The following is a 15,933-nucleotide window of genomic DNA, read 5'->3' as shown; positions in this document are numbered from 1 at the left end:
TATTATCCGCGCGGCTAGTTATCATTTGCTACCCTTTTCCGACACGAGCCCTTGCGCTTGTGCGTAAGCTTTCCCCCACTTCCACCCCTTACCAGAATATTTCATCCTAACGACCACAGGCCATGGGCAGATCACAAGCCACTTTTGGAAAGAAAGAAAACGAGAAGAAGCGCCTGAAAAAGCGCATGGACAAGGCCGAGCGCAAAGAAGAGCGCCAGGCCAATGCCAAAAACGGCGGCAACCTCGACGAGATGCTGGCCTACGTAGATGAGGATGGCAACATCACCTCTACCCCACCCGACCCCACCCGGAAGCGGAAAGAAATTAAAGTAGAAGACATTACCCTGGGCGCCCGCAAGCAGGAAGAGGAAGATCCCGCCGACCTGATCCGGCAGGGCACCGTTTCCTTCTTCAACGATTCCAAGGGCTACGGCTTCATTAAGGACCAGAAGTCGGGCGAGAGCATTTTCGTGCACGCCAACGGCCTGATTAACCAGATCAAGGAAAACGATAAGGTGACCTTTGAGACGGAGATGGGCCAGAAGGGCCTGAATGCCGTGCGCGTGCGCCTGGCCGCGTAACCGCCTCCTTATGCTCGTATAGGTACTTCTTACTACCTACCTGCCCGGTAGCAGGCAAGCCTCTACTTCTGGCGGGCAGAAGCGTAACGCCCAGCAGCGGCAGTTTTTCGAGACTGCTGCCGCTGGGCGTTGCTAGTAGCAGGCGCTGGGCGGCCAGGCGCAGAAGGGGTTACAGCAGCAGCACGTCAATGCGGTGGGCGTGCACCATCTGCAGGGTTGCGGACCAGGCAAACAGGGTAAAAAAGCCGTCCTGCGAGGCTACCAGGGCCAGGGCATCGTGCTGGTCGTGCACGAACTGGGCGGCCGCCAGGTGGCGGGTACCGCCGTTCTGGGCGGGGTGCAGGTAGCGGGCCACACTGCCCACGACGGGCTCGGTGAGCACCATTTTATCCACGGGCGCGCTGGACTCGGCCCGCGCCACCTTGGCCCCGAAAGCCAGCAGGTGGTAGTCGCGGGTAATGATGGTGGCCCCATCTACGGCCGTAAAGCCGCCCACAATGGCAATGCTCCGCTGAATTTCCTCCAGCCACTTGCGCTTCGAGAGGTCTTGCTGCACCTGGGCAATGCCGGTGTAGGCCGGGTGCACGGGGTAGGTCATGGGCTGCACAATGGACTCGTGCCAGGTAGTGGAGCCGGGCGGCACTACCAGCACCAACCCGCCGCGGCCGTGGGCGCGCATGGCCGCCGCCAGCTCCACCAGCACGTTGTCGGTGGTGCCGGTGCGGGCGGGCAGGCCCTGGCCCGGCAGAAACAGCTGCAGGGCCGGGCAGTCGTCCACGGCGGCGTTTTCGGCATCTACCAGCTGCAGCTGGTCGCCGCGCAGGATGGCCACGTTCACAAACTTCCCGAAGCCATCGGCGCGGCGGTGCTTTACTACCAGCAGGCCCGGCTCCACTACCTCCAGCACAAAGCACAGGGGCGGAATTTCGGTAGCCGTGCCCCAGACGTAGAGGCCTTCGTCATCGTACCACACGCCCAGATGAATGCTGGGCTGCTCCACGGCCGGGGCCAGCTTCAGCAGGTTGTAGGGCGTCAGGCGGCGTTTCCCGAACACGACGGGCTGCCCGGCCTGCTCGGGGCGCAGCAGGGTAAGCGAAATCCGGGGCGGGTGGCCCTCCTCGCGGCGCAGACTGGCCCAGAAGGCGGCGTCAATCATGGCTTCAACCTGCTGCATGGGCGGGGGCGGGGCCAGGTCGGGCAGGGCCTGCTCCATGGCCAGGGCGTGGTGGCGGGCAAAGTGAGTTTCAATCATGGGGGCCACCATGCGGGCCGCCAGGTAGGTCGGTTCGGAAAGCATAAAGAGCACGAGACGTGAGGAAACAGGATGCCCTGGGCCGGTAAACCAGCCGGGCGGCGGCGCCTGTAGGCAGCAACCGCAGTGGCCGCTCCGGGGCACCACAACAGCCCAGCCGCCCGGCTGGTTTACCGGGCAGCCTCCGCTCCGTATTTGCCACCAGCGGCGTTCCGTATAAACGCGGAATTATACCGCAAAGACTGAGCTCCGGATAACCCCGGCTCCTGCGGAGCGCGTAGGCATGGAGCAGCAACAGCAGGCAGCACCTGCCGCACTTTTCTTATACCTCGCTATGAAACAACTACTTACTGCAGGTTTTGCCGCGCTGCTTCTGCTTAGCGGCTGCAGCAACGATGATGATGATGCCCTTGGGCCGACCCTAACCAACCTGAACCTGGCTCTGACCTCGGTAGCTACCTCTACGGTGCAGTGGACCGGGGTGGCCGTTACCCAGCAGGGGCGCATATTCGCCAACTTTCCGCGCATGGAAACCGATACCATTCCGTACTCGGTGGCGGAGGTAAGCGGCACCCAGGCCACGCCCTTCCCTAATGCGGAGTGGAACACCTGGGACCGGACCCTGCCGCCCCAGAACCGCTTTGTGTGCGTGCAGAGCGTGTACGTGGATGCCAACAACTTTCTGTGGGTGCTGGACGCGGCCTCGCCCAAAATGCGGGGAGTAGTGCCCGGCGGCGCCAAGCTGCTCAAGTTTGACCCCACCACCCGCCAGCTGGTGCAGCGCATTGATTTCGATGAAACCATTGCCTACCCCACTAGCTACCTCAACGATGTGCGCGTGGATACCCAGAACAACTTCGCCTACATCACCGACTCGGGCTCCGGGGCTATTATTGTGGTAAACCTGGCGACCAAAAAAGCCCGGCGCCTGCTGGAAAACAACCCTTCTACCAAGTCAGAGAACCTGGTGCTGACGGTGGAAGGCCGGGTGTGGCGCAATGCCAGCGGGGAGCTGCCTTCCATTGATTCCGACGGCCTTGCTTTGTCGCCGGACCGCGCCTACCTCTACTACCACGCCCTCACGGGCCGGCCGCTTTACCGCATTGCCACCCAGTACCTGCGCGACGAAAACCTAGCGCCCACGCAGCTTCCCCAGCGTATTGAGCTGGTAGGCAACACCAACCCGCCCGATGGCATGATCTTCGACCCGGCCGGCAACCTCTACCTCACCGACATTCAGAACAACGCCGTGACGCGCGTTACCCCGGGCGGCGAGCTGCAGCAGGTGGCCCAGGCAACCCAGCTGAAGTGGCCCGACAGCTTTTCCGTGGGCCCCAATAACTCACTTTACGTTACTACCTCGCAGCTCCATATTCCGCGCAAGGAGCGCACCGAGCCCTTCCAGATTTTCCGCCTGACCCTGCCCCAGCAGTAGCCCCGGCTACCCCCTACCCCCACCACGCGGCTAAGGCCCCGGGAGGGTATTTCGGCCGCGCGGCGTAGTAGGGGGCAGGGCGCTGGCGTTGCTAGAACCTGGCCCGGGGCCCTTCCCAAGATACTGTTCAACTCCCTATATTGCCTCCGGGCGGGTCAGCAACCCGGCCGGCCGGCTGCAACGGCGCGCTGGCTGACTTGTTCCCGGTGGAGTCCAGAAACCACCTTAAAAACGGGGCGTTGCCGAAAAGCCTGACGAGTAGGAACTCTCTTTATTACCGTATGCATGAATTACTTTTTACAAGCACTGAAGAACTATGCCATTTTCCGGGGCCGCGCCCGCCGCAAGGAGTACTGGATGTTTGTGCTGTTTAACCTGCTGTTTGCCATTGCCGCCATGGTGCTCGATAACGTGCTGGGCACAACTATGGATGGCATCGGCTACGGCCCCATTTACCTGATATACACGCTAGCTATGCTGGTTCCGGGCCTGGCAGTAGCCGTGCGGCGGCTGCACGACGTGAATAAGAGCGGCTGGTTTATGTTTATTGCTCTCATTCCGCTGGTAGGCGGCATCTGGCTGCTCGTGCTCATGTGCACCGAAGGCACCCACGGCGACAACCATTACGGCCCTGACCCCAAAGCAGCGCCCCTGCTGGCGTACTAGCTCTTCCGCGCTACTCTCTGATGCAGCGGGAGCGGCCATCTGGGCCGCTCCCGCTTGCTTTTTACAGAAAGCCGATGTCTACAAGGGTAGGCGCTACTTACGCCGGGCTTCCCGACGCTGCCACAGCCGGAAAGCCACTCGAAAAATCAGCACTCCGAACAGCAGCATTACCACGCCCCCGGCCTTCAGCAGCACGGCCACCGTGCCTGCTGCGGGCGCCTGCTCCAGCCGTTGCCCCAGGCGGGCAGCCGCGCCCAAAATCTGCAGTGAGGTGTACTGCATATACACCAGAAAGGTCCCGCCCAGGGCAAAGGCGGTCCACACCACCGCCCGCGGCCGCACAAACAGGGCCACCAGCACCATCAGCAGCCCGTACAGGCCCACCCCTACCAGCATGCCGCCCACGCCGCCCACCAGCAGAAACACGTATTTGTCTTCCTGCTCGCCGGCGTAGGCTAGCAGGGGCCAGCAGAGCCCCGCTCCCAGTAAGGCACCGCGCACTAGCTTCTTCATTAGCGAAAGATAACAAAGGTCGGGAGCCCCATCCAGGCCGCTCCGGGCCTTTTCGCGGTGCGCGGTTCGCTTGGTCCGGTAATGATGAAACCCTGGGGCCAGGCCGCTGTGCCGCCACCGGCCCGCAGCCGCGCCGGGCGCCTTTTACGGCCAGCCCGGCAGTGCGCGGCAAACAGCCTTCTTGCACCGCGCACCGCGGGGGTAGCCTGAACCACGTGCGGGGCGGCAGCCTGCGGGGGCTTCCACGGCGGGCCGCGCCTACCCCGCGGGCCGCAGGAAGCTGAAATTCAGACCCGGCCGTGTAGCTTTAGCCGAAGATATACGAACCCGACCGATGCGCTTTTCTATTCTTGTTTTGCTTGCCCTGCTGCTGGCCGCCACGACGGGCCAGGCCCAGACCAAGCCCGCTGATTTGCTGTTGATTGGCACCTTCCACTTCGATAATCCCGGCCTCGACGTCTCCAAGATTAACACCCTGGATGTGCTGGCCCCCAAAGTGCAGACGGAGCTGGAAACCATCAGCAGCCGCATAGCGGCCTTTCAGCCCGATAAAATCTTCGTGGAATGGTCGGCCGATGACCAGAAGGGCCTCGACGACCTGTACGCGGCCTACCTCGGCCCCGATTACGCGGGGTACGTGAAAACGAAGTTTCCCAAGCAGGCCGGTGGCTTCTACGCCCGCAATGAAATTATTCAGCTGGCTTTCCGGGCGGCCCGGAAGGCTAAGCTCCCCAGGGTGTACGCCATGGATTACCGCAACACCCAGTTCCCCTACGACAGCGTGATGCACGCCATGCAGAGCGCCCGCCAGGAGGCCCTGCTCCAGCAGGTGCAGGCCTACGTGAAATCGTACGAGGAAAACATGAACCGGAAGCTGGCCACCTACTCCCTCACCCAGCTCCTGCTCGACGAGAACACCCAAGCCACCCTCGACTCCAACAAGGGTTTCTACCTCGATAAAGTCAACCGGGCGGGCACCGCCAGCAATTTCAACGGCCCTTTCCTGGTGTCGGAGTGGTACCGCCGCAACCTCTACATGTATTCCATCATTCAGAAAACCGTGGCCCCCACCGACGATAAAGTGGTGGTGCTGGTGGGCTCCGGTCACGCCGCCATGATGCGCGAGTTCCTCAGCTTCGACAGCCGCTTCCGCCTGAAGGAGCTGAAAGACGTACTGAAAAAGTAAGCCCGGGTTGCTCTGCCCCGCCGCCAACGCTTGGGGTTCAGCCTTATGGCGGGGGTAGGGAAGATGTGTTGATACTACCCCAGTAGTGGGCCTTTTGCTTACCTAGCGGCGGGCACCTTTCGGGGCTAGCCCGTAGTACCTGCTCCGTTTCTCCATCTTTATCGTACTTTATATGACCGAGCAAGAGCCCGATTCAGAACAGGAACTGTCGCCGTCCGGGGCACCGGTGTACCGCTACGAGGGCGTAGAGCCCGCCGGGTTCAGCCTGGCCTCCGGCGACGATGAGAGTATTGAGGCCATATCCAACCACATTGAGCGCCACCTTGGCCCGGTGAGCGGGGTGTTCCACGAAATCATTTCCGATAAGGTGCACATCGACGTGCACTTCGTGGAGCCCAGCGCCGATTTTCCGTTCAAGGTGCTGGTCACCTCCGGCATGAGCGACCTACCCATGACGGTGCCCGAAGGCGCCGAAGACTGGCGCTACGCCGAACTGTGCATTCTGTTGCCCAGCACCTGGGAGTTCCCGCAGTTGGGCCCCGAGGCCGAATATGAGGACGAGGACGCCACGGAAGACCAGTACTGGCCCATCCGGTGGCTGAAGTACCTGGCCCGCTTCCCCCACGAGTACCGCACCTGGCTGGGCTCCGGCCACACCATCCCGAACGGGGAAAACGCCGAGCCCTTCGCCTCCAACACCAAGCTGGGCTGTATGCTGCTACTGCCCTCCCTTGTTCTGCCCGAAGAATTCACAACGCTGAAAATCAGCGAGGAGAAAACTATCTATTTCTACTCCCTCTACGCTATTTACAAGGAAGAAATGGACCTGAAGATGCGCAAAGGCGTGGAGGCCCTCATCGACAAATTCGAGGAGCGCGGCATCACCGACGTGATAGACCTCGACCGCCCCAACGTAGCCGCCAAAAAAGGCTTCCTGGGTTTGTGGTAGCCAGAATAACAAAGTACTACCCCACAAAAGCGGCTGAAGCTACCAGAGCTTCAGCCGCTTGTGCGTTGCTGTATTCCGCATCAATGACCAAGCCGAACGCCCACAGGCAGCAGCCATCCGCTCCTGCCCTACCCGTGCCAGGCTGCTGTAAATAGAATGGAAGAACTGTCATGTCGAGCGCAGTCGAGACATCTCGCGTGCTGACGTTGCAATGGTATTCACTCCCCCTCTCCCCTTGGAGAGGGGGCCGGGGGGTGAGGCGAACCACGCGAGATGACGGACTTCTTATTTCCCTACCCCTGCTGCTTACACAAGGCCTGTTCCGAGCAAACCCGTATTTTGCACTCTCTTGTGTTTGCTATCCTATTACATGTCCTGCGTATTCTTTCGGGCTTTTCTCTGTGGCATTATTCTGTTGCTGGCCACCAGCGCGGCGCATGCCCAATCTCCTACCCCTGAGGCGGAGCTGAACACCTTCTACGACCAGCTTAACGCCTACCGCACCGAGCGGTACCACCCCCTGCCGGAGCTGGAAGCCCTGCGGCTCCCTTCCACCTTTTCCGGCGCCGACTTACGGGCCCTGCAGCTGCAGGACCGCCACATCGTGCGCGTTGATTTGGTGTACACCGCTTTCCGCCTGAACCCGGCCTTTAATCAGCGCCAGCTCAACCTCAGCCGCATCCGCAACCTGGCGGCGGGCGTGCCGGGCCTGCTCCAAGATGAGTCCGTGACCTGGACCCTGGTAGAGCAAACCGGCTGCAACAGTCCCGCCGAGTGCCAGCCGTTTTTCCATGGGTTTGTGGTGTACGTGGCCCGGCATGCCACCGCCGCTACCTCCCGCGCCGACCTCGACAGCCTCACGCGCAAGCTGCGCATCCTGGAAAAGAAGCGCCCCAAAGCCGCCAAGAAAACTCAGGGCTGCCAGGTAGCCTGCAACCTGCCTTCCAGCCGATTCAGCAGCCGGGATATGGCCCGCAACCTGCGCCGGAATTACAAATGCCCTCAGCGGGAGCCCCAAATCGTGCGCTTTCAGCTGACGGTAGATGCCCGCGGTACTACCCAAAGCGTACAGGTGCGGCCCACCGGCAAGGCCCTCTGCACTGCGGAGCTGGAAGAGGCCATCCGGAAAAGCGTGGTGTTCAACTCGGGCTTTCCCGTTGACCGCCGCATGTTTCCGTTTATTGTGAAGGGGGCCGTGCGCCTGCCGCTGGGGCCGCTGCAGCTGGTGGGCAAGCCCGATCTGGCCCTCACCAGCTTCGCCCTCCCCGATTCGGTGGCCCGGCTGTACCGCGTCTTTCTGAAAAAGAAGAACGCCCAGCACAAGCACGACTACTGCGAGGCGCGCATCACCAAGAAAGGCGAGCTGCTGGCCGCCTCGGATACCACCACCGAAACCCTACCCCTCCCGCCCGATGCCAATGTGGTAACCCGCGTGATGCAGCGCCACCCCGAGTGGAACAAGGAGGTAGTAGTGACCGACGCCACCGGCAGCATGTTCCCCTACACCTACGACCTGCTGGCCTGGCTGCAGCTCAGCGCCCTCGAAGACCCGAAAACCTTTGTGTTCTTCAACGACGGCAACGACCAGCCCGACAAAGACAAGCGCGTGGGCAAAACCGGCGGCTTCCACCACGTAAAAACCGACAGCTACGAGGCCATTAAAAACAAGCTGATTGAAACCATGAAGGCCGGCGGGGGCGGCGACGCACCCGAAAACGACGCCGAAGCCCTGCTCTACGCCCAGCAGCTCGCCGGCCCCGACGCCTCGCCCGACCTCATCCTGATTGCCGACAACTACACCTTCCCCCGCGACGCCAAGCTGCTCAAAAACACCACGGCCCAGGTTCGCATCATCCTCTGCGGCGTCCACGACTACATCAACCCCAAATACCTCGCCCTGGCCCGCAAGCACGGCTTCACCCTCCACACCATTGAGGGCGACATCGAGAACTTAAGCAAGCTGCTGGAAGGCGAAACCATCACCATCCAGAGCCAGCAGTACCAAGTGACGAAGGATGGGTTTAAGCTTGTGCAGAAGACTTAGGATATCTGTAATATGTTGACACAGTAATCATGAACTTATATACCTATATTTGCAATTTTAAAAAAAATTAAATATTATCTTTAAATTATTAAAACCATTTATATTGATATAGATGTAGATTTACTCCGACATAATGGGGAAGCTGAAAACCAATCTAGAGTAGGCAATCTTTGAAAAAATAAATATGTTAATTGCGGCTCTGGTACTGTATATTATTTTTGCATTTATCCTTGGACCATTATGGCCTTTGGAATTAGCCGGAGGTAAAGCAGGAATAATTGGCTACATCTTACTTATTGGGTGGGCTGGCCTAATATTCGGAGGCATGAAATAGCACGTAAAAGACTCTTATGAAAAAAATATACATTCACACAACCATATTCATTTTGCTTGCCTGTTTAATAAGCTCTTGTGCACCGGCGCATAGCGGCAGCCATGAATACGGGTTCTTTGGTGGAGTAATTCATGGAATAGTTTTGCCCTTTGCCTTAATAGCAAAACTATTCGGAATGAAATATGGAATTTACGCAGATAATAATTCTGGTTTTTTCTACTGGCTTGGCTTTTTAATAGGTCTCGGTGGCCTAGGTGGGTCAGCAAGTAGGTAGCAACATAGCATAACGGGATATTTTAGAATCTCCTCACTATAGAACAAAAAACCTCAGTTAATCCTAAAAAATTAACTGAGGTTTTTTGTTCTATAGTGAGGAGATTCTATCATTACATGTGAATCGCCCGGTTCTCCGTGGCGGCTAGGCAGGCCTCCTTTATGGCTTCGGCGTAGGTGGGGTGGGCGTGGCTCATGCGGGCCACGTCCTCGGCCGAGGCGCGGAACTTCATAGCCGTTACGGCCCCGATACTCAGGCCCATGCGCACCCCAGGATTTTGTCGGTTTTAAGTGGCTTCCTCTATATTGAGAGGCTTTTACATGTTATCCTGATTCTTATTCAACTTCTATGGCGGCTACGCCTGAGCTGGTTTCCTGGATCTTTAATGGGCGCACGTATAAGGTGCTAGAAGGGCACTACGGCTTCCACCAAGGCATTGACTATGTAGGGCGACCCAGCACCACAGTTCGGCCGCAGGTAGTTACGCTTACCCTCGACGCTTCCGACGAGGACGCCCGCCTAAGCAGCTACATGCTTGACCCCTATCAGCGAGCCAGCAGCCACCTGGAGCAGTATCGCCCCGATGGGTCCCGGCTACACCGCCTGCACATTCAGGCGGCACACTGCGTAGGGCTGCGCAGCTACTTCGCGCCCGGAGACCCAGCCGGCTGGCCCGGCGAAACCATTACGCTTCGCCTGACAGCGGCGGCCCTGACCCTGGATGGCATGACCATCGAATCGCACAGCGTGCTGCCCTGGCAGGCACCGGAAGAAGTGCGCCGCCGCGCCCGCATCCTCGGCGACGAAACCAACCTGGCGGCCGCCCGCGCTGTGGCTAAACCTACCGGCCAACTGGCCAAGGTGCAGGCACCAACGCTAAGCAACGTCCCCAGGCTGACTGACAATTCGGAAAAGGGCGTGTACGGGGAGCACATTTCCGATACGTACATGCGGGGTCAGGGCCACACCAAACTCAACGATGGTGGCCTGGTAACGCCCCCTCCTCCCGGCGGCACGGCCCGCGGCAACGGCATCGACGGGGTGTGGAAGCACGGCAACCCGCCACCCGACTATATCATCACAGAAGCTAAGTATGGCAAGAGCCGCCTAGGCATGACCCAGGACGGCCGCCAGATGAGCGACACGTGGATAGTAGGGAGCAAGCGTCTGACAAAAGCAGTTGGAGAAGATGAAGCTTTTGAAATAGAACGAGCTATACGGTTAAGGCGTGTAGAAAAGCGTCTACACCACGTAGATGCCACTGGGCAGCTCACCGAAACCATTTTGTTGTAACCTGACCTTATGAACAAACGCGAGCTACTGCTAACGGAGGATCACTTCGATAAATCTATTCAGCGTCGCACCCGGTTTATTGCTGTCTCAGAAGAGGATGCACAACTGCCAGCCGACGAAGTCCGCCACGACCTAGTGTATTTAGGTATTTTCAACCGCCGCGTAGAATTGGCGGAACTGAAGTACTCTCGCGGTTACCCCATCGAAGAGGTGAAACAAGAGTTCTTGGCTGCTATTAAAGCCTTAGAGCAGTATAAGCAGCACCCAGTAGAAGAGAATTTCTTCTTTAATGGTGAGCAAGACGAGTACATGCAGGCGGTAACCTTATTGTCTATCGCGCTGCTACTACACGTAGACGCAGATGTGTTTCGCCGCCTGGCTGATGCCATCGGAGCCGCAGAGCAAGACTACGTGCTGGAGTGGCTCATTAGCCGCCGCCTGCCCGAGCGCCTGCCTACCACCACCAAGCTGCTCTTCCCTAAAACCTACGCCCGCCTGCGCGACGCCCTACAGGCCCCACCGGACCTGCAGCCGCAACTGCTGCGCAGCTTCCTGGCCGGCTGGTACGAGAGCCTCGACACAACCTGGTACAACATCCACGCCCACCGCCTGGATGCCGCTGGCTTCACGGGCTACTGGTGCTGGGAAGCGGCGGCGGCGGCTTACAGCCTCTGCTTGGATGACACCGAGTTGCAAACCATGCGCTACTACCCCAAAGACTTGGCCGACTACGCCTTCGGCCGTAAGCCAACCCTGGCCTAACATAACGCACACGCGCCCCCTCTGCTCGCAGAGGGGGCGCGTGTGCTTTCCCGCAGGTGCGGAAATAGAACTACATGTGAATAGCCCGGTTCTCGGTAGCAGCGAGGCAAGCTTCCTTCATGGCTTCGGCGTAGGTGGGGTGGGCGTGGCTCATGCGGGCTACGTCTTCGGCGGAGGCGCGGAACTCCATGGCCGTAACGGCTTCGGCAATGAGGTCGGCGATGCGCGGGCCAATCATGTGCACACCCAGGATTTCGTCGGTTTCCTTGTCGACCAGCACTTTCACGAAGCCGTCGAGGTCCATGGAGGCGCGGGCGCGGCCCGAGGCACGGAAGGGGAACGAGCCGGTTTTGTAGGCCTTGCCCTGCTCCTTCAGTTGCTCTTCGGTGTAGCCCACGCCGGCCACTTCCGGCCAGGTGTACACTACCCCCGGGATGAGCAGGTAGTTGATGTGCGGCTTCTGGCCGGCAATGGTTTCGGCCACGAACACGCCTTCTTCCTCGGCCTTGTGGGCCAGCATAGCCCCGCGAATCACGTCGCCGATGGCGTAGATGCCGGGCACGTTGGTTTGCAGGTGCTCATCCACCTTAATGCGGCCGCGCTCTTCCATTTCTACGCCGGCCGCTTCCAGGTTCAGGCCCGCGGTGTAGGGCACGCGGCCCACGGCCACTAGGCAGTAGTCACCTTCAAACTTCACTTCCTCGCCTTTCGGGTTGGTAGCGGTTACGGTCACGGCGTCGCCCTCGCGGGTAGCGCCGGTTACTTTGTGGCTCAGGAAGAACTCAATGCCGATTTTGCCCAGGATGCGCTTCAGTTCCTTGCCGAGGGCGCGGTCCATGGTGGGGATAAGCGAATCCATGAACTCCACCACCGATACTTTCGCGCCGAGGCGAGCGTACACGGAAGCCATTTCCAGCCCGATTACGCCGCCGCCAATCACAATCATGTGTTTGGGCACTTCCCGGATGTTCAGGGCCTCGGTGCTGGTGATGATGCGCTGCTTGTCCTGTTGAATGAAGGGTAGCACGGTAGGCTTGGAGCCAGTCGCAATGATGACGTTCTTCGTCTCGATCTGCTGCTCCTCGCCGCCCGCGGTGGGGGTAATCTTGATGTGATGCTTATCCACGAACGAACCCACGCCTTTGATGACGTCGATCTTGTTCTTCTTCATCAGGAACTGGATACCATCGGTATTGGCTTTCACCACCCCGTTTTTCCGGTCGATGAGCTGGTTCATGTTGATCTGCAGGTCGCTCAGCTCAATACCGTGCTCCTTGAAGGTGTGGCCGGCATTGTGGAAGTGCTCCGTCGAGTCGAGCAGGGCTTTGCTGGGGATGCAGCCCACGTTGAGGCAGGTACCGCCCAGGGTGTCGTACTTCTCAATCAAGGCGGTTTTGAGGCCTAGCTGGGAGCAGCGGATGGCCGCCACATAACCGCCCGGCCCGGAGCCGATGACGGTAACGTCGTATTGGTTCATATTCAACGAGTGAGTTCGGTGGAAATCAACAGGACAAAGGTAGGCAAGCCGAAGTTGTGAGGTAGGGAAATTGTGAAAGGCCGTATCACTGCCCGCCGCTTCATATGTTTAGCCGATTCTAACCGATATACCTCTCTACCCATGGGAATGGACTACTACCTCATACCAGACCAGGAAACCGACTGCGAAAACGAATTTCCCCAAGGTCTGTCATTCTTTTTTGAGCAGGTAGGTGGCTACAATGAACACGCGGAGGTAGCCCAGGTAAGCCGCATCCTGCAAATCGACCTTTCCATATTTCAGCAGGTAAGCTGGGAAAACGACGGTTTAGAAGCCGACGAGGGAGCCGACGAGCCAAGCACCGTGTGGCACCACCTCGACACAGTTACAGCTGTCGTAGAGAATTTTATAACCAAAATACAGCAGCACCCTGACTACTTTACGCAGGTGGTGCACAACCCCAACCGGCAAAACGACCTGAACAGGCTGCACCACATCCTCTCCAACGCCCCGAATGAGGCCGCGGCTATTACTGGGTTTGAGGAAGTCATGACCCAACCCTTGCACTTATACCCTCCTGATTACGGGTACTTAAGCCAGGGTGGCCTGGTAGCCGATTTGCACACCCTCCGGCAGACGCTGCAGTGCTACCGGAGTTGCGGCGTAACCAGCGTGCAGTTTCTATACATGTAAGCAGGTAGGCTAACTTTTTATCGGTTGGTTAAGCCCGTTTACCTGCCGCAGCTCTGAAGGATTGCTGGTAGCTACGTACGCCTAAACCCGAACCGGCCCTCCTCCCGAGTGGAAGAAGGGCCGGTTCGGGTTCAGGCGTACTATAGCAGGCACTTACCCCGCTACCAGCTTCAGCTGCCCTACCTGCCCGCGTAGCACCTCGCGGGCCAGGGCCAGGCTGGTGTCCTGCGCATCAACGACGAGGTAAATCAGCCGGTCGCCGGTGGCAGTTAGCTGCAGCAGGTGCAACTGGCTGGACAGCGTCACGAGGATGTCCTCAATCTGCTCGTCCTGCAGCTGCAGCGCGGCCATGGCCTTCTGCTTTACTACTTCCGCATTGTAGGTGGCCGCCGTACTGGGGTTGATAGCAGGCGAGTTGGAATGGGCCGCCAGACAGCCCCCGGATTTCACGTCCACCACCGCTACGGCCAGCAGCTGGGGCAACTCGGCCAATACCTTATCAATTACCTCGGCGGCTGCCGGGTCCGGGGTGGGGTACTCCGGGGCAGGTTTGCGCAGCGGACGGCGGGAGGCTTTTTTGCGGTAGGATTTCGGCTTCACTAACTCTATCTACTAAGCACCCAGGCGCAACGAAGGCCTAGAAAAACAGCCACCGCTTTTTCTGGGTGCGGGGCAGCAAGGTTACGTTGGCGGTGCGGGAGCCTTTCACGGCTACTTCCTCGTCGTGGTAGCCGCCGTAGCCGTATTTCAGGGAGGTAGTGCCAGCCGGAACGGTCAGCACGTACTCGCCCTCGGCGTTGGTAGATACGCCGCGCAGGCTGCCGGGCTGCATCACGGTGGCGCCCACCAGGGGCTGGCCGTTTTCGCCCTTAATCTGGCCGCGCACGGTAATCATGCGCATGGAGGCTGCCGAGGAGGTCATTTCGGCCGAAGCGGCACCAGCTTCCAGCACCTCAGTCGTAGCCACGTCGGTGGGCAGGTTATCGGTGGGGGTGCGCTCGGTGGGCAGGCTGGTGCCCGCGAAAACCACAGTACCCACCAGCACGGCCGAGGCAACCAGCGTGGTAGCGCGGCGGCGGAAGCGCACGGGCTCGGCCCGGATGTATTGCAGCTGCTTCTGCACCCAGGTAGGCGCTGAGCCGGCCTCTTCGGCGGCCTGCAGCTGCTGCCAGCGCGTGAGCGTGCCGTGGGCCTGGTCGTCGTCGCGGCGCAGGTATTCTTCCACGGCCCGGGCCGAGGCCTTGCTCAGGTCGCCGCGCAGGTAGGCATCCTGGTACACCGGCAGCAACTCGCCGGTCTGCGGATTAAAAGGAGAAGCGGTAAGTTTCATGACATACAGTGGATAAAAGGGTGAGAGATGAAGAAATAGCCGCTACCACCCCTACCTGTTCCGGCTTACCTTAGCCCTCGCAGGTGCGCATCACCTCCCGGGCAATACCCAGGTTGGTGTCTCGGCAGTCCACGACCACGTAAAGAAACCGGCGCCCATCGGGGAGCAGCCGCAATAAGTGTAGTTGGGTTCGGAGCGTAATCAGCACTTCTTCCAGCTGCTCCTCGGCTGGTAGCTGCAACGCTTTCAGCGCCAGGCGCTGCTGCCGGATAACGTCGGCATTATAGCCGATGACTTTCCCCACGTTGAACTCACGAGCTGTGGTATAAGTCGCCAGGGCCTGGCCCGAGTCTTCCAGCACCACGGCCGCAGCAACCAGTTCCGGCAGCCCGGCCAGCACGTGCTGCAAAATCAGTTCGGCGGCTGTCTGCTCCGGTCCTGCCGCCCCCGGCGAAACAATCTTGTTGACTACCGGCCCGGTCAGGCCTTGTAGCCGGTTCAGAAAGGGTAGTTGCATGAAGAATTCTCCACGAAATGCGCTGCCCTCCGGCAGCGCAGCCACGGGTGGCCGCCGCGGTACGCCAACTGGTTACCGGACAGCCGCCCGGAAATAAACTTCGGTTGTTGGAGTGGCAGGCGCCGGTTGCACCTGCCACTCCGGGGCCGTTTCGTGAGCTGCTGGCGCGGACTTAGTTGAGGCTGCTGGCGTGGGTGCGCAGCACCTCGCGGGCAATGGCTAGGTTGGTGTCGCGGGAGTTGACCACCAGGTAAATAAACTTGTTGTTTTCCGTCAGTTTCAACAGGTGAATCTGATTGGAGAGGGTAATGAGGATGTCCTCAATGGTTTCGCCCTGGAGCTTGAGGGCCGCCATGGCCTTCTGCTTCTGCTTTACTACTTCGGTGTTGTAAGCCGCGGCCGTGTCGGGGTTGATGGAGGGCGTGTTGGAGTGCGACGCCAGGCTCATGCCCGAGTTCGTATCCACCACGGCCACGGCCATCAGGCCCGGCAGGTCCTGCAGGATACCATCAATTACTTTACCGGCGGGGTTGTTGACTGAGTAAGCCATGCTATCAAATTGAAGAAAATATGGAGATGAGGAAGTAAAAAAGCCAATCCGCACAAGCCGCCTGTTCCTCTTCTGCC

At 59.4% G+C, this 15,933-nt stretch carries 16 protein-coding genes and 1 pseudogene; 9 read left to right on the top strand and 8 right to left on the bottom strand.

What is annotated here, in order from left to right; genetic code table 11:
* The first annotated feature begins 122 nt into the window (after positions 1 to 122).
* Entirely contained in the window at positions 123 to 581 is a 459-nt protein-coding gene (locus tag GGU46_RS01595; protein WP_139925407.1) for a cold-shock protein, read from the top strand.
* A gap of 169 nt (positions 582 to 750) precedes the next feature.
* On the opposite strand, the gene GGU46_RS01590 is transcribed toward GGU46_RS01595, so the two are convergent.
* Positions 751 to 1,878, bottom strand: coding sequence for a putative sensor domain DACNV-containing protein (locus GGU46_RS01590; RefSeq protein ID WP_183401837.1), 1,128 nt, complete (start codon positions 1,876 to 1,878; stop codon positions 751 to 753).
* 289 nt (positions 1,879 to 2,167) lie between these two features.
* Here GGU46_RS01590 and GGU46_RS01585 point away from each other — a divergent pair, with 289 nt between their 5' ends.
* Positions 2,168 to 3,268 carry an L-dopachrome tautomerase-related protein gene (locus GGU46_RS01585; protein ID WP_183401836.1) on the top strand — a complete coding sequence of 367 codons (1,101 nt, stop codon included), beginning with the start codon at positions 2,168 to 2,170 and terminating at the stop codon, positions 3,266 to 3,268.
* Between the two features lie 285 nt (positions 3,269 to 3,553).
* Complete coding sequence (locus GGU46_RS01580) at positions 3,554 to 3,934, top strand: DUF805 domain-containing protein (protein WP_183401835.1); 381 nt, start codon at positions 3,554 to 3,556, stop codon at positions 3,932 to 3,934.
* Between the two features lie 93 nt (positions 3,935 to 4,027).
* Here the strand turns inward: GGU46_RS01580 and GGU46_RS01575 are convergent, their stop codons facing one another.
* Positions 4,028 to 4,447: a hypothetical protein gene (locus GGU46_RS01575; protein WP_183401834.1), complete on the bottom strand. Its 420-nt coding sequence runs from the start codon at positions 4,445 to 4,447 to the stop codon at positions 4,028 to 4,030.
* 355 nt (positions 4,448 to 4,802) lie between these two features.
* Here GGU46_RS01575 and GGU46_RS01570 point away from each other — a divergent pair, with 355 nt between their 5' ends.
* The 3 genes from GGU46_RS01570 to GGU46_RS01560 all read left to right on the top strand — a co-directional run bounded on the left by GGU46_RS01570 (position 4,803) and on the right by GGU46_RS01560 (position 8,626).
* Complete coding sequence (locus GGU46_RS01570) at positions 4,803 to 5,633, top strand: DUF5694 domain-containing protein (protein ID WP_184093913.1); 831 nt, start codon at positions 4,803 to 4,805, stop codon at positions 5,631 to 5,633.
* A 172-nt stretch (positions 5,634 to 5,805) separates the two neighbouring features.
* Entirely contained in the window at positions 5,806 to 6,582 is a 777-nt protein-coding gene (locus tag GGU46_RS01565) for a suppressor of fused domain protein (protein WP_183401832.1), read from the top strand.
* A gap of 370 nt (positions 6,583 to 6,952) precedes the next feature.
* Positions 6,953 to 8,626 carry a vWA domain-containing protein gene (locus GGU46_RS01560; protein WP_183401831.1) on the top strand — a complete coding sequence of 558 codons (1,674 nt, stop codon included), beginning with the start codon at positions 6,953 to 6,955 and terminating at the stop codon, positions 8,624 to 8,626.
* Positions 8,627 to 9,346: 720 nt separating this feature from the next.
* Here the strand turns inward: GGU46_RS01560 and GGU46_RS01555 are convergent.
* A pseudogene (locus GGU46_RS01555) lies at positions 9,347 to 9,478 on the bottom strand (hypothetical protein); the annotation flags it as partial.
* Positions 9,479 to 9,582: 104 nt separating this feature from the next.
* Here GGU46_RS01555 and tssD point away from each other — a divergent pair.
* Positions 9,583 to 10,527, top strand: a complete 945-nt coding sequence (tssD, locus tag GGU46_RS01550; protein ID WP_183401830.1) for a type VI secretion system tube protein TssD — start codon at positions 9,583 to 9,585, stop codon at positions 10,525 to 10,527.
* A gap of 9 nt (positions 10,528 to 10,536) precedes the next feature.
* Positions 10,537 to 11,289 carry a PoNe immunity protein domain-containing protein gene (locus tag GGU46_RS01545; protein ID WP_183401829.1) on the top strand — a complete coding sequence of 251 codons (753 nt, stop codon included), beginning with the start codon at positions 10,537 to 10,539 and terminating at the stop codon, positions 11,287 to 11,289.
* A 70-nt stretch (positions 11,290 to 11,359) separates the two neighbouring features.
* Here GGU46_RS01545 and lpdA read toward each other — a convergent pair whose 3' ends face one another.
* Entirely contained in the window at positions 11,360 to 12,766 is a 1,407-nt protein-coding gene (gene lpdA, locus GGU46_RS01540; protein ID WP_183401828.1) for a dihydrolipoyl dehydrogenase, read from the bottom strand.
* Between the two features lie 147 nt (positions 12,767 to 12,913).
* Between lpdA and GGU46_RS01535 the strand changes: the two genes are divergently transcribed.
* On the top strand, positions 12,914 to 13,459 hold the full coding sequence (locus tag GGU46_RS01535; RefSeq protein ID WP_183401827.1) for a hypothetical protein: 546 nt from the start codon (positions 12,914 to 12,916) through the stop codon (positions 13,457 to 13,459).
* A gap of 153 nt (positions 13,460 to 13,612) precedes the next feature.
* Here the strand turns inward: GGU46_RS01535 and GGU46_RS01530 are convergent, their stop codons facing one another.
* The 4 genes from GGU46_RS01530 to GGU46_RS01515 form a co-directional block, all read right to left on the bottom strand.
* Positions 13,613 to 14,059, bottom strand: coding sequence for a hypothetical protein (locus tag GGU46_RS01530; RefSeq protein WP_317171831.1), 447 nt, complete (start codon positions 14,057 to 14,059; stop codon positions 13,613 to 13,615).
* 37 nt (positions 14,060 to 14,096) lie between these two features.
* The gene (locus GGU46_RS01525; protein ID WP_183401826.1) at positions 14,097 to 14,789 is read right to left on the bottom strand and encodes a carboxypeptidase-like regulatory domain-containing protein; all 693 of its coding nucleotides are present in this window, start codon (positions 14,787 to 14,789) and stop codon (positions 14,097 to 14,099) included.
* Between the two features lie 70 nt (positions 14,790 to 14,859).
* Positions 14,860 to 15,306 carry a hypothetical protein gene (locus tag GGU46_RS01520; RefSeq protein WP_183401825.1) on the bottom strand — a complete coding sequence of 149 codons (447 nt, stop codon included), beginning with the start codon at positions 15,304 to 15,306 and terminating at the stop codon, positions 14,860 to 14,862.
* 172 nt (positions 15,307 to 15,478) lie between these two features.
* On the bottom strand, positions 15,479 to 15,856 hold the full coding sequence (locus GGU46_RS01515; RefSeq protein ID WP_183401824.1) for a hypothetical protein: 378 nt from the start codon (positions 15,854 to 15,856) through the stop codon (positions 15,479 to 15,481).
* Between the last annotated feature and the right edge of the window lie 77 nt (positions 15,857 to 15,933).

Origin of the sequence: Hymenobacter latericoloratus, assembly GCF_014199535.1 — a bacterium.
Lineage (GTDB): Bacteria > Bacteroidota > Bacteroidia > Cytophagales > Hymenobacteraceae > Hymenobacter > Hymenobacter latericoloratus.
Note: the sequence above shows the minus strand (reverse complement) of the source record. Positions and strands in the feature narration are given on the sequence as shown.